The 25,996-nt window shown below is 69.4% G+C and carries 20 protein-coding genes; 10 read left to right on the top strand and 10 right to left on the bottom strand.

Features of this window, described 5'->3' with window-relative positions; translation table 11 throughout:
* Positions 1–27: 27 nt before the first annotated feature.
* Positions 28–909, bottom strand: a complete 882-nt coding sequence (locus HQ312_RS00695; protein WP_027505353.1) for a tRNA (adenine-N1)-methyltransferase — start codon at positions 907–909, stop codon at positions 28–30.
* A 128-nt stretch (positions 910–1,037) separates the two neighbouring features.
* On the opposite strand from HQ312_RS00695, the gene HQ312_RS00700 reads away from it, so the two are divergent.
* Both HQ312_RS00700 and HQ312_RS00705 read left to right on the top strand, forming a co-directional pair.
* Positions 1,038–1,913, top strand: a complete 876-nt coding sequence (locus HQ312_RS00700; RefSeq protein WP_027505352.1) for a RecB family exonuclease — start codon at positions 1,038–1,040, stop codon at positions 1,911–1,913.
* Positions 1,910–2,713, top strand: coding sequence for a thioesterase family protein (locus tag HQ312_RS00705; RefSeq protein ID WP_056445157.1), 804 nt, complete (start codon positions 1,910–1,912; stop codon positions 2,711–2,713). The genes HQ312_RS00700 and HQ312_RS00705 overlap by 4 nt, the downstream gene beginning before the upstream one ends.
* 15 nt (positions 2,714–2,728) lie before the next feature.
* On the opposite strand, the gene HQ312_RS00710 is transcribed toward HQ312_RS00705, so the two are convergent.
* The 5 genes from HQ312_RS00710 to metH all read right to left on the bottom strand — a co-directional run bounded on the left by HQ312_RS00710 (position 2,729) and on the right by metH (position 9,738).
* The gene (locus HQ312_RS00710; RefSeq protein WP_222637554.1) at positions 2,729–4,111 is read right to left on the bottom strand and encodes an FAD-binding oxidoreductase; all 1,383 of its coding nucleotides are present in this window, start codon (positions 4,109–4,111) and stop codon (positions 2,729–2,731) included.
* Positions 4,112–4,206: 95 nt separating this feature from the next.
* Positions 4,207–5,058 (bottom strand): ATP phosphoribosyltransferase, encoded by an 852-nt coding sequence (gene hisG, locus HQ312_RS00715; RefSeq protein ID WP_222637555.1) that lies wholly within the window; start codon positions 5,056–5,058, stop codon positions 4,207–4,209.
* 55 nt (positions 5,059–5,113) lie between these two features.
* Positions 5,114–5,377, bottom strand: coding sequence for a phosphoribosyl-ATP diphosphatase (locus tag HQ312_RS00720; RefSeq protein ID WP_027505348.1), 264 nt, complete (start codon positions 5,375–5,377; stop codon positions 5,114–5,116).
* 39 nt (positions 5,378–5,416) lie between these two features.
* Complete coding sequence (locus HQ312_RS00725; RefSeq protein ID WP_222637556.1) at positions 5,417–6,085, bottom strand: HAD family phosphatase; 669 nt, start codon at positions 6,083–6,085, stop codon at positions 5,417–5,419.
* 83 nt (positions 6,086–6,168) lie between these two features.
* The gene (metH, locus tag HQ312_RS00730) at positions 6,169–9,738 is read right to left on the bottom strand and encodes a methionine synthase (RefSeq protein WP_222637557.1); all 3,570 of its coding nucleotides are present in this window, start codon (positions 9,736–9,738) and stop codon (positions 6,169–6,171) included.
* Between the two features lie 189 nt (positions 9,739–9,927).
* On the opposite strand from metH, the gene HQ312_RS00735 reads away from it, so the two are divergent.
* The 8 genes from HQ312_RS00735 (at position 9,928) to HQ312_RS00770 (ending at position 22,157) form a co-directional block, all read left to right on the top strand.
* Complete coding sequence (locus tag HQ312_RS00735) at positions 9,928–10,794, top strand: PAC2 family protein (protein WP_197027772.1); 867 nt, start codon at positions 9,928–9,930, stop codon at positions 10,792–10,794.
* 16 nt (positions 10,795–10,810) lie between these two features.
* Positions 10,811–11,944 carry an MFS transporter gene (locus HQ312_RS00740; RefSeq protein ID WP_027505344.1) on the top strand — a complete coding sequence of 378 codons (1,134 nt, stop codon included), beginning with the start codon at positions 10,811–10,813 and terminating at the stop codon, positions 11,942–11,944.
* A gap of 90 nt (positions 11,945–12,034) precedes the next feature.
* Positions 12,035–12,382, top strand: a complete 348-nt coding sequence (locus HQ312_RS00745) for a hypothetical protein (protein ID WP_042572487.1) — start codon at positions 12,035–12,037, stop codon at positions 12,380–12,382.
* Positions 12,382–14,868, top strand: coding sequence for a nitrite reductase large subunit NirB (gene nirB / locus HQ312_RS00750; protein ID WP_222631119.1), 2,487 nt, complete (start codon positions 12,382–12,384; stop codon positions 14,866–14,868). The genes HQ312_RS00745 and nirB overlap by 1 nt, the downstream gene beginning before the upstream one ends.
* On the top strand, positions 14,865–15,182 hold the full coding sequence (locus HQ312_RS00755) for a Rieske 2Fe-2S domain-containing protein (RefSeq protein ID WP_056444601.1): 318 nt from the start codon (positions 14,865–14,867) through the stop codon (positions 15,180–15,182). Before nirB ends, HQ312_RS00755 begins: the two co-directional genes overlap by 4 nt.
* A 17-nt stretch (positions 15,183–15,199) precedes the next feature.
* Positions 15,200–16,690, top strand: coding sequence for a TIGR02677 family protein (locus HQ312_RS00760; RefSeq protein ID WP_308123753.1), 1,491 nt, complete (start codon positions 15,200–15,202; stop codon positions 16,688–16,690).
* On the top strand, positions 16,687–18,018 hold the full coding sequence (locus HQ312_RS00765) for a DUF2398 family protein (protein ID WP_037185396.1): 1,332 nt from the start codon (positions 16,687–16,689) through the stop codon (positions 18,016–18,018). Before HQ312_RS00760 ends, HQ312_RS00765 begins: the two co-directional genes overlap by 4 nt.
* Complete coding sequence (locus tag HQ312_RS00770) at positions 18,015–22,157, top strand: TIGR02680 family protein (protein WP_222637558.1); 4,143 nt, start codon at positions 18,015–18,017, stop codon at positions 22,155–22,157. The genes HQ312_RS00765 and HQ312_RS00770 overlap by 4 nt, the downstream gene beginning before the upstream one ends.
* Positions 22,158–22,235: 78 nt before the next feature.
* Here the strand turns inward: HQ312_RS00770 and HQ312_RS00775 are convergent, their stop codons facing one another.
* The 4 genes from HQ312_RS00775 to HQ312_RS00790 form a co-directional block, all read right to left on the bottom strand.
* The gene (locus HQ312_RS00775) at positions 22,236–23,069 is read right to left on the bottom strand and encodes an endonuclease domain-containing protein (protein ID WP_222637559.1); all 834 of its coding nucleotides are present in this window, start codon (positions 23,067–23,069) and stop codon (positions 22,236–22,238) included.
* A 172-nt stretch (positions 23,070–23,241) separates the two neighbouring features.
* Positions 23,242–24,480: a cysteine--1-D-myo-inosityl 2-amino-2-deoxy-alpha-D-glucopyranoside ligase gene (gene mshC / locus HQ312_RS00780; RefSeq protein ID WP_222637560.1), complete on the bottom strand. Its 1,239-nt coding sequence runs from the start codon at positions 24,478–24,480 to the stop codon at positions 23,242–23,244.
* A 47-nt stretch (positions 24,481–24,527) separates the two neighbouring features.
* On the bottom strand, positions 24,528–25,367 hold the full coding sequence (locus HQ312_RS00785) for an SCO1664 family protein (protein WP_373425285.1): 840 nt from the start codon (positions 25,365–25,367) through the stop codon (positions 24,528–24,530).
* On the bottom strand, positions 25,364–25,960 hold the full coding sequence (locus tag HQ312_RS00790) for a DUF3090 domain-containing protein (RefSeq protein ID WP_027505335.1): 597 nt from the start codon (positions 25,958–25,960) through the stop codon (positions 25,364–25,366). Before HQ312_RS00790 ends, HQ312_RS00785 begins: the two co-directional genes overlap by 4 nt.
* Positions 25,961–25,996: the final 36 nt, after the last annotated feature.

Consider the following 25,996-nt stretch of genomic DNA (forward strand, 5'->3'; position numbering starts at 1 on the left):
ACACGGTCGGTGCATGAACCCCCGGTGTCAGGCGGGTTCGGTGGGGGTCTTGCCGGCCCGTCGCTGCGGTTTCGGGGTGACGGTGCCCTCGGCCAGACGACGCGCACTGACCAGGAACGCGGTGTGCCCCTGCATGCGGTGCTCGGGTCGCACTGCCAGCCCGACGACGTGCCACCCCCGCACGATCGACTCCCACGACCGCGGCTCGGTCCAGCACTCCTGCGCACGCAGGGCCTCGACGACCTTGGACAACTGCGTGACGGTGGCCACGTAGACGATCAGCACGCCGCCCGGAACCAGCGCACCGGCGACGGCGTCGAGTGCGTCCCACGGCGCCAGCATGTCCAGCACCACCCGGTCGACCATGCCCTCGTGACGCGCGACGTCGAACGCGGCGACGTCGTCGATCACCAGGTCCCAGTTCTCCGGCCGCTCGCCGAAGAAGGTCTCCACGTTGCGCACCGCGTGCACGGCGTGGTCCTCGCGCACCTCGTAGGAGATGACGCGCCCCTGCGGACCGACGGCACGCAGCAGCGAACACGTCAGGGCGCCGGAACCGGCACCCGCCTCGAGCACGCGGGCACCCGGGAAGACGTCGCCCTCGTGCACGATCTGGGCGGCGTCCTTGGGGTAGATGACCTGCGCGCCGCGCGGCATCGACAGCACGTAGTCGACGAGGAGCGGGCGCAGAGCGAGATACGGGGTGCCGTTCGTCGACTTCACGACGCTGCCCTCGTCGACACCGATCAGATCGTCGTGGCGGATCCCGCCGCGGTGGGTGTGGAACTCCTTGGCCGCGTCGAGCACCACCGTGTAGTGCCGCCCCTTGGCGTCGGTGAGCTGCACGCGATCACCGACGCGGAACGGTCCGCTCGCGCGCGCAGACGTGTCGGTGTCGGTCGGTTCCACGGGTGGTCCTCTTTCCGGTGCACTCTGGTCCCGCCCACGAAGCGGGGCGCTCTCGGGGCGCGACGCGCCCCGGGGAACTGTAGGGCAGATACCGGATCGTGTCGGTGAGCGGGCATAGTGTCGGCGCCGTGAGCATCTCGACCGAAGACCCCGTCGTCACCGACGTCGCCGCGGCGGCACCCGACCGTCCTCGCCGTCGTCCCGCGTTGTCGCCCTCGCGCGCAGCGGATTACAAGCAGTGCCCCCTGCTCTACCGGTTCCGGGCCATCGACCGCCTGCCCGCACCGCCGTCGAAGGCGCAGTTGCGCGGCACCCTCGTGCACTCCGCCCTCGAGTCGCTCTACGCGTTGCCCGCGGCGGACCGGGTCTCGACGCGGGCCGGCACCCTCGTGCAGGAGGAATGGGACGCCATGGTCGTGTCGCACGAGTACGCGGCCGATCTCGTCGAGGAGCACGAGCGCGAGAAGTTCGTCGCCGAGGCGCAGTCGCTCGTGGCGTCCTACTACTCGCTCGAGGACCCCACACGGTTCGACCCCGAGTCGTGCGAGCAGCTCGTCGAGACCGAACTGGACGACGGCGTGCTGTTGCGCGGCTACATCGACCGCATCGACGTCGCGCCCACCGGGCAGCTGCGCGTCGTCGACTACAAGACGGGCAAGGCGCCGCGCGAGATCGCCGAGGCCAAGGCGTTGTTCCAGATGAAGTTCTACGCGGTGGTGCTGATGCGCACGCGCGGCATCGTTCCCGCGCAGCTGCGCCTGCTGTTCCTGAAGGACAGCCAGATTCTCACCTACGCCCCGGACGAGGACGAGCTCCGCCGGTTCGAACGGACGCTGTCCGCCATCTGGACGGCCATCCGGTCCGCCGGCGAGACGGGCGACTTCCGCCCCAAGCCCGGAAAGCTGTGTGGGTGGTGCGACTTCCAGGCCCTGTGCCCGTCCTTCGGCGGCACTCCGCCCGAGTACCCGGGGTGGCCGAGCGAGCCGACGGAGGTCACGGCGTGAGCGAGGATGCACTCTTCGTCCGTGTCGAGGGAACCGATCGCTATCGCGCCACGCGGCTCACCACGAGTGTGTGGGCGGAGACCATGCAACACGGCGCTCCCCCGTCGGCGCTGCTCGCGCGAGCACTGGAGCAGTGTTCGCCGGTGCCGGGCACCCGGCTCGCGCGGGTGACGATGGAGATCCTCGGGCCGGTGCCCGTCGGAGAACTCACCGTGCAGGCCCGTGTGGAACGCCCCGGTCGCCGGGTCGCCATGCTGTCGGCCGACCTCGTCGCGGATCTGCCCGACGGGTCGACCAGGGCGGTCGCGCGTGCCACGGCCTGGCGCGTGGCGATGACCGACACCTCGGCGGCCGGGCAGACTCTCGATCCACCGTTGGTGCCCGGTCCGGACGAGTCCGAGGCCGGGTGGGCATTTCCGGACCACTGGCACGGCGGGTTCCTCGACAGTCTCGAGTTCCGGGGCGCCCGCCCGGTGACGGCGTCGGAGCCCGGCCGGGTGTGGGCACGTCCGAGGTATCCCGTGGTGGCCGGCGAGCAGACGTCGCCGATCGTCGGACTGTTCGCCGTGGCGGACATCGCCAATGGCGTCGCGGCGCTTCTCGATCCGACGGAGTGGACGTTCCTCAACACCGATCTGACGGTGCAGATCGTGCGCGAACCCGTCGGCGAATGGGTGGGTGTGCAGGCCCGCACCGCGATCGGCGACGACGGCATCGGGCTGTGCACCTCGACGTTGTACGACGCGACGGGGTCGGTGGGCCGCACGTTCCAGACACTCGAGGTGCGCGCTCGCGCCTGACGTCTCCACACCGGATCAGCCGAGCCGGACCACCTGTCCGACGCGGAAGATCCCCGCGGGATCGTGATGCTCGGCCAGGGCTCCGAGCCAGGCCCGGGTGTCCTCGTCGTAGACCCGTGCGAGGTGAGCGGGGTCGTCGGACGCCGCGAAGTTGGGCAACGCGCCACCGGTCGACCACGGTGCCAGAGCCTCCACGACTGCCTCGCCGTGCGCGATCACCGCATCGGCGACAGGAGGCGCCAGCACTCCGATGCACAGGAGGCTGTAGGCGGCCTCGCGATGGCAGTACACGTCGGGATGCGGTCCCGGCCGGCCGAGAGCGCCGCCGAGCAGCCTCAGCTCCACGATCACCTGCGGTGAACTCGACGCGGGGCCGGTCATGACCAACACGGTCGCTGCCGCCTCCTCGTCGAACACGCGGAGCATCGTCGTGGCCTCACGTGTCGGCATCGGATCCACCGGGTCGGCATGCACCGACCCCACCGCCGCGTACGGAATGGTCGTGACCGTGTCGATGACGGTCGGGGCCGCAGCGCGCATCGGCGCGAGAACGTCGGCTGCGATCCCCGGCTCCGCGACCGATGCGAAACGCACCGCGACCACGAACTTCCCGGCCAACGGTTCCGGCACGCCGGGCAGCGGTGGAAGCTGGAGGAACGCCAGCGAGGTGTTGTGCTCCTCGGTCAGCGTGGCGCTCCACACCCGCCACGCCTCGAGTACCGCCGCCGCGTGCCGGCCGTCGTAATACAGTGCGCCTGCGTAGAACTCGGCGATCGGCAGCAGCTCCGTCTCGACCGCGGTGACGATGCCGAGTGTCGACTTGCCCCCACACAGGCCGCGGAAGAGATCGGCGTCGCTGTCCGGTGTCACCCGGCGCAGTGTGCCGTCGCCCGTGACGAGATCGAACGCGCGCACACGACTCGACGAGACCCCGTACGTCCGAGCCACCGGCCCGATTCCCCCACCGGTCAGAAATCCCGTGACGCCGGTGTTCGGCGACGACCCACACAGCGGCGCCGATCCGGACGGCGCGCCGGCGTCGAGAACCTGCTGCCACCGGACCCCGGCGCCGAGCCGGGCGACGCGCGTGTCGGGGTCGATCGTCAGTTCGTCGAGATCACCGGTGAGGACCAGAATCGTGTCCGGACCGATGCGCACCGCCCCGTGTCCGGTGGCCTGTACGGCCACGCGAAGCCCGGCCTCGCGCGCTGCCCGCACGGTGGCGGCGACGTCGTCCGCGGTGGCGGCCGCGACGACTGCCACCGGATCGACGGGGACAGCGACGTTCCACGGCACCGACCGCTCGTATCCGGGCTCCCCCGGACGCGACAGTGTTCCGGTGAGTGCAGCGGCGAGCGAGACCAGCAGGTCGGGGCTCGCAGAATCGACGACGGTCATGACGGATCCTCTCGACGACGCGACTCTAGCGACGAGAGGAGACTGGTCGGTACCGATCAGGAACTACTGGGACCGATCACAACGGAGCGGACGCGTCAGAATGCGCGGCACGACCGGATGTCGGACGCGAGAATCGCCTTGGCGCCGAGCTCGGCGAGCTCGTCCATCACGGCGTTGTGTCCCTTGCGCGGAACCATGGCACGAATGGCCACCCACGCCTCGTCCGCGAGCGGGGACAGCGTCGGCGACTCGAGGCCGGGCGTGATCTTGACGGCGTCGTCGAGGATGCTGCGCGGGCAGTCGTAGTCGAGCATCAGGTACTGCTGGGCGAAGACGACGCCCTGGACACGCGCGATGAGCTGGTTGCGCGCCTTGTCGTCGACTGGCGAGCCCGCCTGCTCGATGAGCACGCCCTCCGAGTCGCACAGGGATTCACCGAACGCCACCAGGTTGTGTTGGCGCAGTGTGCGTCCCGAGCCCACGACGTCGGCGATCGCATCGGCGACACCCAACTGGATGGAGATCTCGACGGCTCCGTCCAGACGGATCACGGTGGCCTCGAGGCCCCGCGCCGCGAGGTCCCGGCGGACCAGGTTGGGGTACGACGTGGCGATGCGGAGCCCGGCCAGACCGTTCGGGGTCCACTCCTTGCCGGCCGGCGCGGCGTAGCGGAAGGTGCTGTTGCCGAATCCGAGTGCGAGCCGCTCGGTCACGGGTGCGCCCGAATCGAGCGACAGATCCCGGCCGGTGATGCCGAGATCGAGCTCACCCGAGCCCACGTAGATGGCGATGTCCTTGGGACGGAGGAAGAAGAACTCGACGTTGTTGGCGTTGTCGAGCACGGTGAGATCGCGGGAATCGGCGCGGCGACGGTAGCCCGCCTCGCTCAGAATCTCTCCGGCGAGCTCGGACAGGGAACCTTTGTTGGGGACGGCGACGCGAAGCATGGTGGGACTCCTGGGGTGCGGGAAGATCGGTGGCGGTGGAAGTGGGTCGGTCCGCTCACAGATGTCGGTAGACATCCTCGAGGGAGAGGTTCTTCCCGACCATCAACACCTGGATCCAGTACAGGAGCTGCGAGATCTCCTCCGCCAGCGCCTCGTCCGTCTCGTGCTCCGCGGCGATCCACACCTCGCCGGCCTCCTCGAGGATCTTCTTGCCCTGCTGATGCACACCCGCGTCCAACGCGGCGACGGTGCCCGAGCCCTCGGGCCTGGTGGCAGCGCGGTCGGTGAGCTCGGCGAACAGGGACTCGAAGTTCTTCACGGGTGATGATTGTTCCACGACGCGGCCCGCGGACCGCTATCAGTGTCCCCCGGCGCGCGCAGACCGGAGATCGTCGAGGGTGAGCCCCTCGAGGGTGGTGCGGAACGTACGGCCCGGTCCGCTGGGCACCTGCACCTCGGAGGGCACCACGACGACGGCGCATCCCGCCGAGACGGCGGACTCGGTTCCCGTGGGCGAATCCTCGACGGCGACGCACGACGCCGTGTCGACACCGAGCAGCGCTGCGCCCCGGCGGTACGGATCGGGAGCGGGCTTCGCGTGCGTCACCTCGTCGCCGCACACGGTCGCGCCGAAGCGGTGACGGCCCAGCGTCTCGAGCGCGATCTCCGTCAGCATGCGCTCGGTGTTGGTGACGAGGGCACAGCCCAGACCGGCCGACTGCACCAGATCCAGCGCGGCCTCCGCACCCGGACGCCACGGCAGACCACCCGCGAACAGCTCGACCACACGGCCGTTGAGCCAGGCAGCGGATTCCGCCAGGTTCTCCGGCGACGCCTCCCGTCCCACGTGCGCGTAGACCTTCGCCAGCGCACCCATCATCGAGTTGCCCAGAGTCGACTCCCGCACCTCCGGAGTGAGCTCGCGCCCGAGGGACTCGGACAGCTCGTACACCGCGATGTCCCACAGGCGCTCCGAGTCCAACAGCGTCCCGTCCATGTCGAACAAGACGGCCTGGAGCTCAGACATCCGACCGGCCTCCGGCCTGCCCGCTCAACTCCGACCGGCCTCCGGCCTGCCCGCTCAACTCCGACCGGCCTCCGGCCTGCCCGCTAGACATTGAAGTACTTCGCCTCCGGGTGGTGCAGCACGAACGCATCCGTCGACTGCTCGGGGTGCAACTGCAACTCGTCGGACAGATCCACCCCTATGCGCTGGGGTTCGAGCATCGCGACGAGCTTGATGCGGTCCTCCAGATCGGGGCACGCGCCGTACCCGAACGAGTACCGGGCACCGCGGTACTCGAGCTTGAAGTACCCCTCCACGTCGGACGGATCCTGATCCACGAGGGAGCGGCCGCTGGGCAGCACCAGTTCCTCGCGGACGCGGCGATGCCAGTACTCCGCGAGCGCCTCGGTGAGCTGCACGCCGATGCCGTGCACCTCGAGGTAGTCGCGGTACGCATCCGCCTTGAAGAGCTCGTTGGCGAAGTCGGCGATGGGCTGACCCATCGTCACCAGGTTCATCGGCAGGACGTCGACCACCCCCGTCTCACGGGCGAGGTCTCGCGACCGCACGAAGTCCGCGATGCAGAGGAACCTGCCGCGGTCCTGGCGCGGGAACGTGAACCGGAAGCGCTCCGCCGCATCGGGTTCCGGGGACTCGAGGACCACCACGTCGTCACCCTCGGACACTGCCGGGAAGTACCCGTACACCAGTGCCGCGTGCGCGAGGATGCCGTCGGTGCTGAGGCGGTCGAGCCAGTACCGCAGGCGCGGACGGCCCTCGGTCTCCACCAGGTCCTCGTAGGACGGGCCCTCACCGGCGCGTGCGCCGCGCAGACCCCACTGACCGAGGAACAGGGCACGCTCGTCGAGAAGCCCCGAGTACTCGGACAGCGAGATGCCCTTGACGATGCGGCTGCCCCAGAACGGCGGCGACGGCAGTTCCTTCTCGACGGAAACGTCGGACCGCTCGGGGATGATCACGGGTGCTTCGGCGGCCTTGCGCTTCTCCGCGATGCGACGCGAACGCTCGTGCCGTTCCTTGCGCTCGGCGGTCTTCTGCTTCGCGGCGAGGGCTTCCTCGCTGTTCTCCGCCGGTGCCACACCACGCTTGGTGTTCATGATCGTGTCCATCAGGCGCAGGCCCTCGAACGCGTCACGCGCGTACGACACCTCACCCTCGTAGACCTCGGCGAGATCGTTCTCGACATAGGACCGGGTGAGCGCTGCGCCACCGAGCATGACGGGGAACTTCTCGGCGACGCCCTTGGCGTTGAGCTCGAGCAGGTTCTCCTTCATGACCACCGTTGACTTCACCAGCAGACCGGACATGCCGATGACGTCGGCACGCTTGTCCACCGCGGCGTCGAGAATCGCCGAGATGGGCTGCTTGATACCGAGATTGACCACCTCGTAGCCGTTGTTGCTCAGGATGATGTCGACGAGGTTCTTGCCGATGTCGTGGACGTCGCCCTTGACGGTGGCGAGCACGATGCGGCCCTTGCCGTCCTCGTCGGACGCCTCCATGTGCGGCTCGAGGTGTGCCACAGCCGCTTTCATCACCTCGGCGGACTGCAGCACGAACGGAAGCTGCATCTGCCCGGACCCGAACAGCTCACCGACGGTCTTCATGCCGGACAGCAGCGTCTCGTTGATGATCGCGAGCGGCGGCTTCTCCTGCATCGCCTCGTCGAGATCGTCTCCCAGCCCGGCACGCTCACCGTCGACGATGCGGCGCTCGAGGCGATCGAACAAGGGAAGGCCGGCCAGTTCCTGCGCCCGCGACTCGCGTGCGGACGCCGCGGAGACGCCTTCGAACAGCGCCATGAGCGCCTGCAACGGGTCGTAGCCCTCGCGGCGACGGTCGTACACGAGGTCGAGCGCGACCTGGCGCTGCTCCTCGGGGATACGCGCCATGGGGAGGATCTTCGACGCGTGGACGATGGCCGTGTCGAGCCCGGCCTCCGTGCACTCGTGCAGGAAGACCGAGTTGAGCACCTGCCTCGCAGCAGGATTGAGGCCGAACGAGATGTTCGAGATACCCAGGGTGAAGTGCACCTCGGGATGACTCTCGTGCAGTCGACGGATGGCCTCGATGGTCTCGATGCCGTCTCGCCGGACCTCTTCCTGGCCCGTCGAGATGGGGAACGTCAGGGTGTCGAGGATGATGTCCGATTCCGGAAGACCCCAGTTGTCGCGGATGTCGGCGATGAGCCGCTCCGCGATGCGGATCTTCCAGTCCGCCGTCCGGGCCTGACCCTCCTCGTCGATCGTCAGCGCGACGACCGCCGCTCCGTGACGCTTGACCAGCGTCATGATGCGCTGGAAGCGCGAGTCGGGCCCGTCGCCGTCCTCGTAGTTGACGGAGTTGACCGCGCTGCGCCCACCGAGGTGCTCGAGCCCGGCCTCCAGGACTGCGGGCTCGGTGGAGTCGAGCATGATCGGCAGCGTCGAGGAGGTGGCCAGGCGCGAGGCCAGAGCCGACATGTCGGCAGCACCGTCGCGGCCGACGTAGTCGACGTTGAGATCGAGCATGTGCGCGCCGTCGCGCGTCTGGTCCTTCGCGATGTCGAGGCACTTCTGGTAGTCCTCGGCCAGCATCGCGTCACGGAACGCCTTCGAACCGTTGGAGTTGGTGCGTTCGCCGATCATGAGGATGCTGGCGTCCTGCTCGAACGGCACCGCTGCGTAGAGAGACGAGACACCCTTCTCGGGCTTCGGGTCCCGCACTCCGCGGCGCGCGTCGTGCACCGCGTCGGCGACCTGGCGGATGTGCTCCGGGGTGGTTCCACAGCAGCCACCCACCAGGGAGAGGCCGAACTCGGTGACGAAGCCGCTGAGCGCCTCGGCCAGCTCGTCGGGACCGAGCGGGTACTCGGCACCCTTGGGGCCGAGCTGCGGCAGGCCGGCGTTGGGCATGACCGAGACCGGCACGGTGGCATGCCTGCTGAGGTGACGCAGGTGCTCGCTCATCTCGGCGGGGCCCGTGGCGCAGTTGAGGCCGATCAGGTCGACCCCGAGCGGCTCGATCGCGGTCAGTGCCGCGCCGATCTCGCTGCCCAGCAACATCGTGCCGGTGGTCTCGACCGTCACGTGCGTGATGATCGGGATGCGGATGCCCAGCTGCTCCATCGCGGCCTGACTGCCGAGGATGGCGGCCTTCACCTGGAGCAGGTCCTGGCACGTCTCGATCAGGACGGCGTCGGCGCCACCGTCGATCATTCCCAGCGCAGCTTCGGCGTAGGCGTCGCGCAGCGCCCGGAACGGGGCGTGGCCGAGGGTGGGCAGTTTGGTGCCCGGCCCCATGGACCCGAGCACGAAGCGGCCCATGCCGTCTCGCCCGGTACCCATCTCGTCGGCGACCTCGCGGGCCAGGATCGTTCCCTTGTAGGACAGCTCGCGGATGCGGTCCGAGATGTCGTAGTCGGCGAGGTTGGGGAGGTTGCACCCGAAGGTGTTGGTCTCGACGGCGTCCGCGCCCGCCTCGAAGTACTCCCGGTGGATCTGGCGGAGCACGTCGGGACGCGTGTCGTTGAGGATCTCGTTACAGCCTTCGAGGCCGCGGAAATCGTCCAGCGTCAGGTCTGCGGCCTGCAGCATCGTTCCCATGGCACCGTCGCCGATGACAACACGCTGGGACAGCGCATCGAGCAGGCGTGATCGGAATTCGACAGGCATGCCCCCAAGCGTAGTGGTCTGTCCCGACAGCTCTGGTCGTAGGCTGGGCGGGTGAGTGCGCCAGAAACGCCCGAGGGCGATCTCCCCGTGGTCCAGGACCCCCCGACAGACCTCGCCGCCGGCGTGGCTGCCGAGCTGGTGGCCGGTGTCGGAGCGGACGATCAGGACTCCGCGACGGACGAGTCCGAGCTGGACGAGATCCTGCCGACCCTGCGCAGCCCGATTCTCGTCGCGGCGTTCGAGGGATGGAACGACGCGGGCGACGCCGCGAGCGGCGCGGTGGAGCATCTCGAACTGATCTGGGACGCGACGCCCCTGGCCGAGCTCGACTCCGAGGACTACTACGACTACCAGGTCAACCGCCCGACGGTCCGACAGGTGGACGGTGTGACGCGCGAGATCGAGTGGCCGTCGACGAGGTTGTCGGTGTGTTCGCCTCCCGGCAGCGACCGCGACGTCGTGCTGCTGCGCGGTATCGAGCCCAACATGCGGTGGCGGAGCTTCTGCGACGACCTGCTCGAGTTCATCGACCAGCTCGGGGTCGAGACGGTCGTGATTCTCGGCGCACTGCTTGCCGACACGCCCCACACCCGGCCCGTTCCCGTGACCGGCACCGCGTACAGCACCGAGTCGGCGGAGCAGTTCAACCTCGAGCAGACCCGGTACGAGGGCCCGACCGGCATCACCGGTGTTCTGCAGGACGAGTGCGTCAAAGCGGGGATTCCGGCAGTGTCCCTGTGGGCGGCGGTCCCGCACTACGTGTCCCAGCCGCCGAACCCCAAGGCCACCGTCGCCCTGCTCCAGCGTGTCGAGGACGTCCTCGACATCGAGGTGCCGCTCGGCGAGCTGCCGTCCCAGGCGGAGGACTGGGAGGAGTCGGTCACCGAGATGACCAAGGACGACGACGAGATCGCCGAGTACGTCCGCACCCTCGAGGAGCGCGGCGACGCCGAGGTCGACATGTCGGAGGCCGTCTCCAAGGTGGACGGCGATGCGCTGGCCGCCGAGTTCGAGCGCTACCTGCGCCGACGCGGGCCGGGCAGCTTCGGGCTGTGACGCGCGCTCGTCACCGGTGAGCGCGCGACTCGCACGGCTTCGCATCGGCGCTCTGTACGCCGGTGGCTTCCTCGGCCCGTTCGGCGGCGGAGTGGTGTCCTCGATGCTGCCCGAGATGGGCGCGGATCTGGGGGTGTCCACCGGGTCGGCGGCATCGACTCTCAGCGCGTACCTGTTTCCGTTCGCTCTGGCCATGCTGGTGTCGGGCACTCTCGGCGCGCGATGGGGCCGGGTGCGCACCGTGCGCCTCGCCTACCTGCTCTACGTCGTCTCCTCGCTCCTGTGTGCGGTCGCGCCCACGCTCGACCTGTTGCTGGGTGCGCGCGCACTGCAGGGCATCGGCAATTCCTTCACGACGCCGCTGCTCCTCGCGTCACTGGCGGCCGTCACTCCCCGCGAGCGCCTGGGACGGGTGCTGGGTACCTTCGGCGCCCTGCAGGCGGCGGGTCAGACCAGTGCGCCGCTGGTCGGTGGCCTCGCCGCCGAGTTCGACTGGCGGTACGCGTTCGTCGTGCTGGCCGTCGTCGCCGCGATCCTCGGGCTGGTCGGGCTCCCCGCGGCCACCGCGCCGTCCACCCCCGGCGGTCGTCCCGAACGGTTGCGCGACGCTCTCACCGTCCCGGTCCTCCGCGTGGCAGTGGTCGCGCTCCTCGGCTGGGGCGCGCTCGGGGGACTCAACTTCCTCGTCGCCTTCCGCGCGGAGGACACGTTCGGTCTGTCCTCCACACAGCGCGGACTGCTGCTGACCGTGTTCGGGGTCGCCGGAATCCTGGTGGCGCGACGCGTCGGTGGACTGATCGACCGCATCGGGCCACGCCGAGCGATCGTGGGTGCCGCTCCTGTCGGCGCGGTCCTCATCGCCCTCGCCGGCACCATGCCCAGCCTGGTGGTCGTCGGCCTCGTCTGGGCGGCCGCGGGTGTCGCCAGCCAGTTCATCCTCGTCGGCGTCAACGCCGCTGTCCTCGGCTCGTCGGGGGCGAACCGCGGCGGCGCCGTGTCGGTCGTCCAGTCGTTCCGGTTCTCCGGGGCGGCCTTCGCTCCTCTCGCGCTCACCCCGCTGTACGGGGTGCACCCGACGTCGGCCTTCCTCATTCCCGCCGTCCTGCTGGCAGTGGTCGCGCCGCTGGTGATGACCGGGCGGAAGACCTGACACTGCGCCGGCCGCGCTCGAGAGTGAATGATGACGCCGCCGTAACACGGGCGCAGCAGTGCCGTCACCGCGTGCACGGACAGTCGTCCCATGGCCAGCACTCCGAAGTTCATCCAAGGCGTCTTTCCCTTCGTCGGGCACGGCCTGGGCAAGTCCGAGCTTCTCGACGCCGCCACGGCGTACACCGTTCCGTCGGGCCTGACCGCCCAGCCGCTCTACTTCCGCGGCGGTAACTCCTCCGACGAACTGGTCGTCGTCACGCTCACGCGCGACGGAGAGTCGATGCGCGTGTTCCCGATGGGCGCGAAGGCGAGCGTCAACGTTCCGCTGCGCGTCGTCGAGGACGTCGATCCCGACTCGGTTCTCGAGCTCACCGTCGCGGCGCCCGACGGCTGCAGCGGCGAGGTCGTCGTCGATTTCGGGATGATGATCTTCTGATGCCGGCTGCAGGAGAACGGCAGCGCCTGCTCGTCGTCGGCAACGGAATGGCGGGGGCCCGCACCGTCGAGGAGATCCTCGGCCGCGACCGTGCGAAGTTCGACGTCACGATGATCGGCGACGAGCCGTACGGCAACTACAACCGCATCATGCTCTCGCACGTGCTCTCGGGCGAGTCGTCCATCGACGACGACGATCTGATGCTCAACCCGATGGCCTGGTACCGGGAGAACGGCGTCACCCTCCACGTCGGAGACCGGGCGGTGGCGTTGGACCGCTTCGCCAAGAACGTGACGTGCGAGAGCGGACGCGTCGTCCCCTACGACACCGTGATCATCGCGACCGGGAGCACGACGTTCTTTCCCAACATGGACGGACTGCGGGAGGCCGACGGCAGACTGGCGCGCGGCGTCTTCGGTTTCCGGACGATCGAGGACACCAACGGCATGCTGCAGATGGCGTCCTCCCGCGACGGCATCCGCGCCGTCGTCATCGGTGGCGGACTGCTGGGCCTCGAAGCCGCCTACGGTCTGCGCACGCAGGGCATCGACGTGGACGTCGTGCACTCCCCCGGACACCTGATGAACCAGCAGCTGGACGAACGTGGTGGACGCGTGCTGCGCAACAAGATCGAGGACCTCGGCGTCGGCGTGTACACGTCCAAGCGCACCACGGCTGTGTTGCGGGACGAGAGCGGTGCCGTCACCGGGGTCGCGTTCAACGACGGTTCCACCCTGCCCGCGGACATGATCGTCGTGACGGCCGGTATCCGCCCCAACGTAGACCTCGCGCGGCGTGCCGGACTGGTGATCGAGCGCGGCATCGTCGTCGACGATCAGATGCGGTGCGAGGACGAGGGAGCGATCCACGCAGTCGGAGAATGCTGCCAGCATCGCGGTGAGGTGTACGGCCTCGTGGCTCCCTTGTGGGAGCAGGCGTCGGTCCTGGCCGACGTGCTGACCGGTGCGAATCCGGCTGCGGCTTATCATGGTTCGCGACTGACGACGAAGCTCAAGGTCGCGGGCGTCGACGTTGCGGCGATGGGCGTCAAGGGTCCCGAGCGGGACACCGACGAGTTCGTGCAGTTCTACGAACCCCGCAGCGGCACCTACAAGTCGGTGGTCGTGCGCGACAACAAGCTGATCGGCGCGATGCTGCTGGGCGACATCAGCAAGGTGAGCTTCCTGACTCAGGCGTTCGACGAGAAGGTACCGCTTCCCGACGAGCGCATCAGCATGCTGTTCGACATGGGCACGCCGAGCGCGGAGACCGGCGCCGCCGAATTGTCCGACGATGTCCAGGTGTGCAACTGCAACGGGGTCACGAAGGGCGACATCGTCGCCTGCGTGCACGGCGGGGCCACCACCGTCTCCGAGGTCGTGGGAAAGACCCGTGCGGGCAAGGGATGCGGATCCTGCAAGGGCCTGGTCGCCGACATCGTCGCCTGCGCCGCCGGTGGAGCGCTCGCGGTCGATCCCGCGGCGGACTGGTACGTCCCCTGTATCCCGATGTCCAAGCCCGAGCTGATCGAGGCCGTCCGCTCGCAGAACCTCCGGTCCGTCTCCGCAGTCTTCGATGCGTTGGCCGACGCCGAGGACGCGACCGCGAAGATGCCGCTGGCCTCGCTGCTGCGCGTGGTCTGGGGACCCGACTGGGTCGACGAGCGAGGCGCGCTGTTCATCAACGACCGCGTTCACGCCAACATCCAGCGAGACGGCACCTTCTCCGTCGTGCCGCAGATGAAGGGCGGCGTGACCACCCCGGACCAGTTGCGGCGCATCGCCGATGTGGCCGACAAGTACGGGGTCCCGCTGGTCAAGGTCACCGGTGGACAGCGCATCGATCTTCTCGGCATCAAGAAGGAGGACCTGCCGAAGGTGTGGGGCGATCTCGACATGCCGTCCGGGTTCGCGTACGGCAAGAGCATGCGCACCGTGAAGACCTGTGTCGGCAGCGATTTCTGCCGTTTCGGGCTCGGTGACTCCACCGCACTCGGCATCGCGATCGAGGAACGGTTCCAGGGTCTCGAAACTCCCGCAAAGCTCAAGCTGGCCGTGGCCGGATGCCCCCGCAACTGCTCCGAGGCGCTCTGCAAGGACTTCGGTGTGGTGGCCGTCGGCGACGGCCGCTGGGAGATCTACATCGGCGGCGCGGCCGGCGCACACATCCGCAAGGGCGACGTCCTCGCCACGGTCGACTCCCCCGAGGAGGTCCTGACCCTCGCGGGCCGATTCATCCAGTACTACCGCGAGGAGGCGAAGTGGCTCGAGCGAACCTACGCCTTCGTCCCGCGGGTCGGCCTCGAGACGTTGCAGCGACTGCTCGTCGACGACGCCGAGGGTCTCTGTGCAGGACTCGACGAGCGCATCCAGATATCCATCGACGGCTACACCGATCCGTGGAAGGAACGCGCGGCGCCGCGGTCACCGGCCCAGTTCGCGCCCTCCCTCCCGCTTCTCCCGCTGCCTCAGGTGCCGGTTCGATGACGACGGCACAGGCGACCGTGGTGGGAACCGTCGACGATCTCACCCCCGGCGAGGGCCGGACCTACGTGGTCGACGGACGACAGATCGCCGTCTTCCTCCTGACCGACGGGACGGTCCGCGCCATGGACGCGGTGTGCCCCCATCGCGGCGGGCCGCTGGCGGACGGGCAGATCGACGGGGCCGTCGTCGTGTGTCCCCTGCACCAGTACCAGTTCTCCCTGGACACCGGCCGGTGCACCACCGACGGCATCGGAACGGTCGCGACCCACCGTGCCGACGTCGTCGACGGGCAGGTGGCTGTCCGACTGTCCTGACCGCCTACCCTGTTGCAGTGACCGAATCCGCCGACTCCTTCGTGGTGGACGACAGGCTCCGGCTCTTCTCGTTCGCGACAGCCGAGAAACGGGCCGACTACCTGCGGGTTCTGCGCGCTTTCGAACATGCCCGCACCGGCTATGTCGTTCTGCTGCACGCCGGCGAGGTGGCCGAGATCCTGGCCCGCACCGACGGCGGCGACACTCTGACCGGCGTCGAGATCGGCCCGCTGCTCGAACAGTTGCACACGTGGGGCGTCCTCGAACGCAGCTACGACGGCACCCGCGCGGCCACGCTCGCCGAGTACCGCAATCGCCACTACGTCTACCAGTTCGGTCAGGTCGGCTACCAGGCATACCGCGCCGTCGAGGACGTCCTGGCCGCCCGCCCCGAGGACGCCTCGCTCTCGCGTCTGGTGCTGCCCGAGCTGCTCGCCGACCTGGAGGATCTCGCGGCGGCGAACCTCGCCGGGGACGCCGACCTGGTGTACCGCAAACTCGATCGGCTCGACACCGCTCTCAACGACATGGCCACCCGCGCCGCGCACTTCTACCTGTCGCTGGGCGACCTCGTCCGCACCACGGACGTCACACCCGAGTCGTTCCTGGCACACAAGGACGCATTGCTCTCCCACATGCGGGAGTTCTCCCTCGACCTCGCCCGCTTCGGCCCCAAGCTCACCGCCGCCATCGAGCGGGTGGATGCCACCGGACTCGACTCGCTGCTCGACCGGGTGGCAGCCAGTGACGAACGCGTCTTCCTCAGCCGCGAGGAGCGCCGCGCCGACTGGGCGGGCCGGTGGACCGGTCTCGTGCACTGGTTCACCTCCACTGACGGCGAGCTCACCGAGTCGGATCGTCTGCGGGAGGGCACCATGAGCGCCATCGCCACCGTGCTGTCGCTGCTGCGCCGCGTCATCGAGACCCGCAGGGGCGGAGTCAGTCGCGAGTCCCAGCTGCGACATCTCGCCGGGTGGTTCGCGTCCGCTCCCTCCGAGGAGTCCGCCCACGCCCTGTTCGGTGCCGTGTTCGGCCTCGGCCGGCCTCGTCACCTGTCGATGGTCCACCCCGACGACGACATCATTCCCACCACGCGATCGTGGTGGGACGCTCCGCCTGTCGAGATCTCGCGCACGCTCGCCGAGACCGGTCGGCCCCCCGCCGCCGGTGCTCCTGCCAGGGTCCACCGCAACGACGCCGGTGTCCGGCGTCTGCGCGAGGAACAGCTGAGCGTGCAGCGTCGCCGCGCTCAGGCCGCGCGATCACTCGCCGAACACGGGGTGTACGAACGGGATCTGACCAACGAGGAGACCGACGTGCTGCTCGGGCTGCTCAACGCCGCCCTCACCGCACGCGTCCCGGTCAGCGGCCGCGTGGGCAGCTCGACCGGATCCGAGGGTGGCGTCACCCTGACACTGGCACCGCACGAGCAGTCCACCGTGGTGCGCACCGAACGCGGTCTGCTGCACCTCGAACGGCTGTCACTCACCATCGGCGCGCGGCGATGAGAGCACGCACCATTCCGAGCCTGGCACTCGACTCCTACCAGCGCGCCGCCCGAGTCGTGTTGTCCCACCACCTGATCACCCGCACCTACCCGGACCGCATCGCCCTGCCCCTGGTTCGCCGATGGGCCACGGAACTGCGCGAGGACATGCTCGATCTCTTCGGATACCGACTCGAGGTCACGGAGACCACGGCCCGGCTCTACCCCGTACTCGACCGGTTGGACGCGAGTCGACCGGCCCGCACGACCTCCGACCGCGTCTTCGACCGTCGCCGCTACGCATTCCTGGCGCTCACCCTGGCGGCACTCGGTCGCGCGGGTGACCAGATCACGTTGTCCGAGTTGGCGGTTCAGGTCGCCTCCGATGCCGGACGGGTGGTCGGGGTCGACCTCGACACCGAACGCGCGACCGACCGGGACGCCTTCGTCGACGCCGTCGGCTGGTTGTCCGTTCGCGGTGCGATCACCCTGGCCGACGGCGATGCCGGCGGGTGGGCGCACAACCCCGACGCGGGAGAGGCTCTGTACGACATCGACCGCTCCGTCGTCGTGGCCCTGTTTCGTCCACCGCGCGCGCTCCAGCATCTGCGCAGCACGGCACACCTGCTGCACAGCACCACGGACGACCCGGCCGATCGCGCTCGCCGTGCCCGCCGTGCGCTCGTCGAGCAGCCCGTGGTCCACGGCCCCGACTCGGTGCCGGACGACCGGTCCGTCGAGGATGTCCGGCTGCTGACCGGACTGTCCGTCGAACGCCGGGCGGAGGGCATCGCGCTCATCGACACGTCGGGACGCCTGTCGGACATCAGATTTCCGTCCACCGGCACGGTCGCGCAGGTCGCCCTTCTCCTCGCCGGTGAGATCGCGGAGCGGGTACTCGATCCCGATGCCGACGATCGGACCACGCTCGAGGCGGACATCGACCCCACCGACACGCTGCTCGCGGCCCTCGACAGCGCGATCCCGGACGGCGGCGTCGTGGACGACCTGGTCGACGACTCGGTCGCCCCGGACACGGTGGAGGCGTCGGACGAGACGATCCGGCACCCGTTCGTCGCGGACTCCTGGCTCGACGAGACCGTCGGCGCCCTCGTCGACGCCTACGGCCGCACCTTCGCCGCTCAGTGGCAGGCGGACCGTGCCGGGGTTCGCGCGGCCGCTGTCGCACTCCTGACGAACCTCACTCTGGTGGCACCGGTACGCGGGGGCATCGTCGCGTTGCCGGCCCTGGCGCGCTATCGGGGAGTGGTCGTCACCGTCCGAGAACAGGCGTCCGCCGGCCTCTTTCCCACCGATCACACGAGCACCCTCGAGGAGCACACCCCGTGACGCGCAGCACCCGATTCCGGCCCACGCGCGCCGGCATCATCAACCTCTGGGACTACCGCGATCAGGAGTTCTCGTTCGCCGACGGTCGGCTGGTGTTGCGTGGCCCCAACGGATCCGGCAAGACCAAGGCACTCGAGGTGCTGTTCCCGTTCGTGTTCGACGGCCGGATCGAGCCGCGTCGCCTCAACCCGTTCGCGGGTGAGGAACGCACCATGAAGTCCAATCTGCTCTACCGCGGCCAGGATTCGGCGCACTCGTACGTGTGGATGGAGTTCGCACGTGGCGATCGGGACGAGCCCGAAGCGGTGACCGTCGGCATCGGCATGCGTGCGACACGGTCGGCGGACAAGGTGACGCGCTGGTACTTCGTCGCCGACGGCCGCGTGGGCGTCGACTTCTCGCTGCTGGGCACCGACGACAGGCCGCTGACGAAGAAGCAACTGGCCGAGCAGATCGGGACCGACGCCATCGTCGATCGGCCGGTGGACTACCGCGCCGCCATCGACGCGCGACTGTTCGGTCTCGGCGCCGAGCGGTACGACCAGCTCATCACCCTGATTCTCACGCTGCGACGCCCGCAGTTGGCGAAGAATCTCGACCCGAAGGGCTTGTCCCGTGCGCTGTCCGACGGACTGCGCCCCCTCGACGAGCACCTCGTCCTCGAGGCGGCGCGCTCCTTCAGCGACATGGAGGAGGTGGGCCGCGCCCTCGAGGGACTGGTGCAGGCCGACCACGCGTCGAAGAGGTTCGTCGAGGTCTACTCGAAGTACCTTGCCGTCCAGGCGCGCACCGACGTCGATCAGGTCGGTCGACGTCTCGAGGCCGTCGACCACGCCACCGTCGCCCTCTTCGCCGCCAAGGGCTTGCGTGAACGACGACGGGTCGAGCGCGTCGAGGCGGAGAAGAGGTACGAGGCAGCCGAGCGCGCACTCGATCTCGCCGTCGCCGACCAGCAGACCCTGCAACGGTCCACCGCCTACGAGGGCAAGCAGCAGCTCGACGATCTCGCGGATGCGGTCCGCAAGCTCGAGGTGTCCACCGCGCAGCAGCGCGACAAGGCTCGCAAGGCGACGGAGGCCGTCGACGTCCGGCGACGAGAGGCAGACGAGGCCGCAGTGGCGCTGCGGGAGTCGACCGCGTCGATCGTCCGCGCCGAGGACGAGCTCCTCGCGGCCGCCGAGGACGCCGGCATCGCCTGGACGCCACTCCCCCGCGACGCCCGTACAGACCAGATCACGGCAGCGGTACGCGGTCATGCCGAGGAGCGGGACGGGGACGTCCGGGCCGTACGTGCCGCGCTGTCCGTCGTCGACCGTGCCACCACCGAGCGTGCCCGTACCGAACGGGCCGCCGACCGCGCCCACACACTGCACGACGCCGCGGTGGCCTCCGTCCGCGAGGCCGAGGCCGCCGTCGAGTCGTCCCGTGCCGCGACGGCGGAAGCGCTGCGCGCGTGGTGGGCCACGCACGCCTCGGTGCTGGACGACGGCGAGATCCTCGAGTCGTTGCACACCGCGCTCGCACGCATCGGCGAGGACGACGCACCCACACTCGGCGAGGTACTCGGCGACGGAGTTCGCGAGCTGCTCGACACGGTGCGGGACCGACGGAGTGCTGCACTGCAGGACCGGGACGACGCGGCGCGCACCATCACCGAGTCGACGGCCGAGCGCGCGTCGGTCGCCGCCGAGCACGACGACGCTCCCCCGGCGCTGCGCACCCGTACCGGCGACCGTGCGGGTCTCGACGGCGCACCGTTCTGGACACTCGTCCGCTTCGCCGACGACGTCAGCGCCGACGATGCCGCAGCCCTCGAGGCCGCGCTCGACGCGGCCACCCTGCTGGACGCGTGGGTCGCCGACACGGCTCCGACGGGGCTCGTCTCGGATCAGTACCTGACCGCCGGCGCACCGGTGACCGGGCGATCGCTGGCCGACGTCCTCGTCGTCGAGGACGACATCCCCGTGCAGCACAGCACCGTGCGGGCGATCCTCGACTCGATCGCTCTGGACGACGTGGGCAGTTCTGCGGGGGTCAGTCGGGACGGGAGCTTCGCGCACGGTCTGGTGCGCGGCGCGCATCACAAGGACGCCGCCGAGTACATCGGCGCGACGGCTCGGGCTGCACGGCGCACGTCCCGCATCGCGGAGATCGACGAGGCCCTCGAGGTGGCCACCGCGCGGCGCGACGAGGCCGATCGAGTCGCCGAGCAGTGTCGAGAACGTCTCGACTCGATCCGCGCCGCCGTCTCGACGGTTCCTCGTACGTCGGAGGTCACCGCGGCGCTCCGGGCGGTCACGTCGGCCGCCGGCGCTCTCCGATCGACGACCGAGTCGGTCGCGTCCGCCGACCGAGAACTGGACCACGCGATCGCCGAACTGTCTGCCGCCGAACGACGTCTGCGGACGGACGCCGTCGCGCGGCGGGCTCCGTTCACGCCGCGAGACCTCGACGCGCTCGCGGCGGCGATCCGCCACTTCGAGAACACCGGTTCCGCCATCCTGCGCCACCGCGGCGATGCGGACCGGTCCGCCGAGCGCGACCGGGAAGCTGCCGGGCGCCTCGACGAGGCCATGATTCTGGCCGAGGAGTACGCGGAGGAAGCGGCCATCGCCGAATCCGACTACGAGCAACAGCACGCCAAGTTGGAGATGCTGCGGGACTCGCTCGGTGCGAGCGCCGAGAAGATCGACGCCGAACTCGACGCGATCAGGATGCGCATCGAGGCGTGCAAGACCGAACAGCGCGCCGCCACGAAGGCGGACCGTGAATCGGGCGAGGCCATCGGCAAGGCGGAGGGCGCGCACGAGACGGCCGTCGCCGGACTGACGACCGCGTTGACCGAAGCGCTCAGCGACGCCGCGCGACTGGCTCCCTACGCGCACCGCGATCTGCTGGCGGTGCTCGGTGCGGCGCGCGACTGCTCCTGGCCGGCGAGCGACGCGGCCTGGTCGACGGTCGAGCAACTGCTCTACCGAACCGACACGGCTGCCGGGCCAGACGAGGCCCCGGACGTGCTGCCCCCGGAAGTGCACCGACTGCACACCGAGCTGACCGAGGCGACGGCGCAGGTCAAGGTCAGCGATGCGAGCCGCCGCTCCACACGCAGCGCGCTGACGGCGGCGTTGCAGGAGTTCGACGCTCAGCTGGCCGCGTCGGGTCAGGATTTCCGGCTCAGTTGGGACGCGGCCGACGGGGTCACCGTGGTGCGGGTGCAGGACGAGCAGGGCCACTCCACCATCGCCGACTTCGCGGATCGCATCGACGCGGCACGACGCGACCAGGAGACGCTGCTCACCGATGCCGAGCGCCGCATCCTCGAGGACGCTCTGCTCACCGGCCTGGCGCAGCAGATCCACGAGCGCACGGTCGACGCCCGCGAACTGATCGCCCGTATGGGATCGGAGATGAAGCAGCGCCGCATGTCGTCGGGCAACACCATCGGCGTGCACTGGGTGCTCGCGGACAACCTCGACGACAGCACCCGTGCCGTGTCGAAGCTGCTCGAGCGGGACGCCTCCGCGCTCGGACCCGAGGAACTGGCCGAGATGCGTGTGCACTTCGCGGCACAGATCCGGACGGCGCGAGCGCAGCATCCTGAGCGCTCGTACCCCGAGATCCTCAGTGCCGCACTGGACTACCGGCAGTGGCGCGTCTTCGCGTTCACGCTCATCTCCGGTGACGGCTCCGAGGACAGACTCACCGTCGCACGCCACAGTGCGCTCTCGGGCGGCGAGCAGTCGGTGTCGCTGCACCTCCCGCTCTTCGCGGCGGCGCACGTGATGCTGTCGTCCGCGGACCCGCACTCACCGCGGTTGCTCGCACTGGACGAGGCGTTCGCGGGTGTCGACGACAACGGTCGCAGCGAACTCCTCGGCCTCAGTGTGCAGTTCGACCTGGACCTCTTCATGACGGGCTACGACCTCTGGATCACCTACCGCGACGTGCCCGGGTGCGCCCACTACGACCTCGCGCACTCGACGGTCGAGAACACCGTCAGCGCAGCGCTTCTCGTGTGGGAGAACGGGGAGTTGCTCGCGGAGCACGACGGGTCGGACCTGGCGGCGGCACTGGGCTCGCCGTTGAGCCGCCGCGTCGACCTCCCCGCGGAGGGTGGGCTGGACTTCGCCGAGGTGTGATGGTGGGTGTGGTGTTCCACTACCGGGTGTTCGCGGCGGGAATCCGCTCTCTCGGGCTGACACTGGCACAACACTCCCTCAGCGACGAGCGTGCCGTCGCCTTCTGACCTCGTGGGCGATCTGTCGAGCGATGCTGTCCGGATCACGCAGCACATCGAATGCCGCGTAGCGGAGCACACGGAATTCTGCCAGGACCAAAATGTTCTGGCGCACGCGATCTCGTCGGAAGACATCCCCGTCGATGTGGAACTCCCGGCCGTCCACCTCGATGATCACCCGCGACGCCTCGTCGTAGAAGTCGACGATGAACGCCCCGACCCGCGCGTTGACCTTCAGGCGCAGCCCGATGGCGATGAGGGCACGGTCCAGAACCCGTTCGGGCTCGGATGCGAACCTCGTCGAGGCAGATCTGAGTTGCTCGGTCAGGCGAGCGTTCCCCGAGCGCCCCGGTGCCGACGCGACGAGTCGCCGCACGGAATCCCGTGTCATGCCCGCGGCCAGCCGATGATCGACGAGTCGACCCGCCGCACGAGGTTCCATGATCGCGACGCAGTCGAGGAGTGCCTGCGCCTCCGTGACGACGGTGAGGTCGTCGACCCGAGTGACGGCATCACCGGCCAGATCACGTCGATGAAGGACGAGCCACGACGGAGTACGGCCCTTTCTCGCCCGGGGGACCGTGGCCTCGATGATGGCCGGTTCGGCGAGCCACCCGTACAAGCGGGCGGCCGTCCGATGACTGAGGACGGCGTCCGATCTCCACAGCAGGACGGCGGCGCACCGTCCGGTCCAGCTCGGTTCGGTGCGAGAGTAGATCTGCGGTAACACGCGGTGATAGTCGCGAGAGAGGGAACTGCTGGAGACTCCTGCCGCCAACAGTTGCCGACGTGTCGCCAGGTCATACGTGGTCATGTCCGAGATCGTCGACGAGTGTGTGCGATCGTCAGCGCAGCCGACCAGGGTCGACAGAGAAGCTGTGGATCGAGCGACCCTGTGGACGACGTGGGCGTGGTGTTCCACTCGATCGGTCACAGCGCGGACAACCGCGTTCACGAACCACGAGTGGAACACCACTCCCGACGAGCTAGAGCTTCACACCCAGCAGCGCGTCCACCGCCAGCGACACCAGCCCCGGCGCCGCGGGGTCGGAGCCGCCGAGCGTCACGGCGTCGTGTGCCCACGCATCGATCGCGTCGAGTGCCTTGGCGGAGTCGAGATCGTCGGCCAGGTGCTGGCGTACGCGGGCGACGGTGTCCTCGGCGGACTGTGCCGACTCGAGCGCCACGGCCTTGCGCCACAACGCGAGTCGGTCCTGCGCAGCGGCGAGGATCTCGTCGGTCCAGGTGCGGTCCTGCCGGTAGTGGCCGGCGAGGAGACCGAGGCGGATGGCACCGGGATCGACACCCGCAGCGGTGAGCTTCGAGACCAGGACGAGATTGCCCAGCGACTTGGACATCTTCTCGCCGTCGAGGCCGATCATGCCGGTGTGCACGTAGTGTCGCGCGAAACGGTCTGCGCCCGTGAGCGATTCAGCGTGGGCCGCGGAGAATTCGTGGTGCGGGAAGATGAGGTCACTGCCGCCACCCTGCACGTCGAAGCCGGATCCGATGCGGTTCAACGCGATCGCCGCGCACTCGATGTGCCAGCCGGGGCGCCCCGGACCGAACGGCGAGGGCCACGACGGCTCGCCCGGACGCTCGGCCTTCCAGACGAGGGCGTCGAGAGGGTCGCGCTTGCCGGGGCGGTCGGGATCTCCGCCGCGCTCGGCGAAGAAGGTGTCCATCGTCGCTCGGTCGTACCCGGACTCGTAGCCGAACTGCTCGGTGGCGTCCGCGCGGAAGTACACGTCGGGGTACTCGGCGTCGTCCACCACGTAGGCGGCGCCCGAGGCGACGAGCTTCTCGACGAGCTCCACGACCTCGGTCACGGACTCGACCGCGCCGATGTAGTCGCGCGGCGGGATGACGCGGAGCGCGGTCATGTCCGACCGGAAGAGGTCGGTCTCGCGCTGTCCGAGCGACATCCAGTCGTCGCCGTCGCGTGCCGCGCGCTCGAAGAGCGGGTCGTCGACGTCGGTGACGTTCTGGACGTAGTGCACGTCGTGGCCGGCGTCGCGCCAGACCCGGTTGACGAGGTCGAACGTCAGGTAGGTGGCCGCATGGCCCAGGTGCGTCGCGTCGTACGGGGTGATGCCGCAGACGTACATGGTGGCGGTCGAACCGGGCGCGACGGGACGCACGGCGCGATCGGCCGTGTCGTACAAACGGAGCGGCGGGCCCTCGCCCGGCACGCTGGGAACGTCCACTTCGGGCCACGACTGCATGGGTGAAGACTATCCGGTCGGGCCGGAGCCGCCGCCGCGTGCCCGGTCTAGAACGCGGGCCAGGGAATGGGCCTGCTGGAGTCGGGCGCCGGCATGACCGGTTCCGCGAGCAACCGCGACACGCGACCGGCCAGCGCCTCGATCTCCTCGTCGGTGATGTGCGGCGCGAGGGTGTCCCCGAAGGCACCGCGCAGGTCGCGGGAGAAGTCGACGAGGTCGGCCACCAGAGCGGCGTCGACGGGTCGACCGGCCCACCCCCACAGCACTGTCCGCAGCTTGTTCTGCCGGTGCAGGGCGATGCCGTGGTCCACGCCGTACACGGAGCCGTCGAGTGCCTCGAGCACGTGTCCGCCCTTGCGGTCGGCGTTGTTGATGACGACGTCGAGAACAGCCATCCGGTGCAGCCGCGGATCGTCCGCGTGCACCAGTGCCACCTCGTCGCCGGCATCGTCGTAGGCCCGAAGCACGGGGATGTAGGACGAGGGCACGAGGTCGGGGCGGCAGAGGTCCACCATGTCGTAGCCCTCGCCCTTCTCGGGGAGGCGCTCGACGGTGTCGATCCACCGCTGCACCATGCCGACACCGAGCGGACCGTCCCGAAGCACGGTCGTGGGCACGACGCCCCAGCCCAGTGCGTCGGAGATCAGGTAGGACGAGATCTCGCGGCCCGCCAGCGTGCCGTCGGGGAAGTCCCACAGCGGCTGTTCCCCGCGCACCGGCTTGTAGACACAGCGCAGTGCCGGCGCGGGATCCTCACGCTCGATCTCGCACACTAGCGTCGCGTTGGACGCCTGCACCACGCGACCGACGATGGTCATCTCGCCGTGCGCGAGCAGATCCGTGTCGTCGTCGGTCCAGGGCGCGGTGGCGTCGCCGGCGGAGGTCAGGACTCGTCCCCGAACTCGGTGGTGTCGCTTCCCAGCACGGTGCCGCGCCGGTACCCGTTGGTCCGCACGCACATGTGACCACCGGGCGCGAGGGGCTCCCCGCAGAGCGGGCACGGGGGCCGACCGGCAGCGATGACGCGTTCGCTGCGCGCGGCGAACTCACGGGCCTGCTCCGGACTCAGGAACACCCGCACTGCGTCCGGACCCTCGTCGGTGTCGTCGAGCACCACCGACTCGTCGATCTCGGTCTCGGTGATGGCGAGCAGCTCCACCACGACGGCGCCGGCGTCGGCGTCCCAGCCCAGACCCATGGTCCCGACCCGGAACTCGGCGTCCACGGGCATCACCAGTGGGTCGACGTCGCTCGGATCGGCTTCCTCGGGCGGCACATCGGTACCGAAGCGCCTCGCCACCTCGTCGAGCAGGAGCCCGACACGGTCGGCCAGGACCTGAACCTGCTGCTTCTCGAGCGCCACCGACACCACTCGGGCGTCGTGCACTGCCTGGAGGTAGAAGGATCGATCGCCGGGCTCACCCACCGTTCCGGCGACGAACCGGTCGGGGGTGCGAAAGACGTGAATCGCGCGTGGCATATCTGCACCTCCAAAGATCGCGCCGCCGAACTGCCG

The organism is Rhodococcus sp. BP-316 (genome assembly GCF_019836105.1).
Taxonomy (GTDB): Bacteria; Actinomycetota; Actinomycetes; order Mycobacteriales; family Mycobacteriaceae; genus Rhodococcoides.

What these genes read in the sequence shown, in the direction of transcription:
- HQ312_RS00710 (WP_222637554.1), bottom strand. Translation starts at nt 4,111, where the DNA reads ATGACCGTCGTCGATTCTGCGAGCCCCGACCTGCTGGTCTCGCTCGCC.
- hisG (WP_222637555.1), bottom strand. Translation starts at nt 5,058, where the DNA reads ATGCTTCGCGTCGCCGTCCCCAACAAAGGTTCCCTGTCCGAGCTCGCC.
- HQ312_RS00725 (WP_222637556.1), bottom strand. Translation starts at nt 6,085, where the DNA reads ATGTCTGAGCTCCAGGCCGTCTTGTTCGACATGGACGGGACGCTGTTG.
- metH (WP_222637557.1), bottom strand. Translation starts at nt 9,738, where the DNA reads ATGCCTGTCGAATTCCGATCACGCCTGCTCGATGCGCTGTCCCAGCGT.
- HQ312_RS00745 (WP_042572487.1), top strand. Translation starts at nt 12,035, where the DNA reads ATGGCCAGCACTCCGAAGTTCATCCAAGGCGTCTTTCCCTTCGTCGGG.
- nirB (WP_222631119.1), top strand. Translation starts at nt 12,382, where the DNA reads ATGCCGGCTGCAGGAGAACGGCAGCGCCTGCTCGTCGTCGGCAACGGA.
- HQ312_RS00755 (WP_056444601.1), top strand. Translation starts at nt 14,865, where the DNA reads ATGACGACGGCACAGGCGACCGTGGTGGGAACCGTCGACGATCTCACC.
- HQ312_RS00765 (WP_037185396.1), top strand. Translation starts at nt 16,687, where the DNA reads ATGAGAGCACGCACCATTCCGAGCCTGGCACTCGACTCCTACCAGCGC.
- HQ312_RS00775 (WP_222637559.1), bottom strand. Translation starts at nt 23,069, where the DNA reads ATGACCACGTATGACCTGGCGACACGTCGGCAACTGTTGGCGGCAGGA.
- mshC (WP_222637560.1), bottom strand. Translation starts at nt 24,480, where the DNA reads ATGCAGTCGTGGCCCGAAGTGGACGTTCCCAGCGTGCCGGGCGAGGGC.
- HQ312_RS00790 (WP_027505335.1), bottom strand. Translation starts at nt 25,960, where the DNA reads ATGCCACGCGCGATTCACGTCTTTCGCACCCCCGACCGGTTCGTCGCC.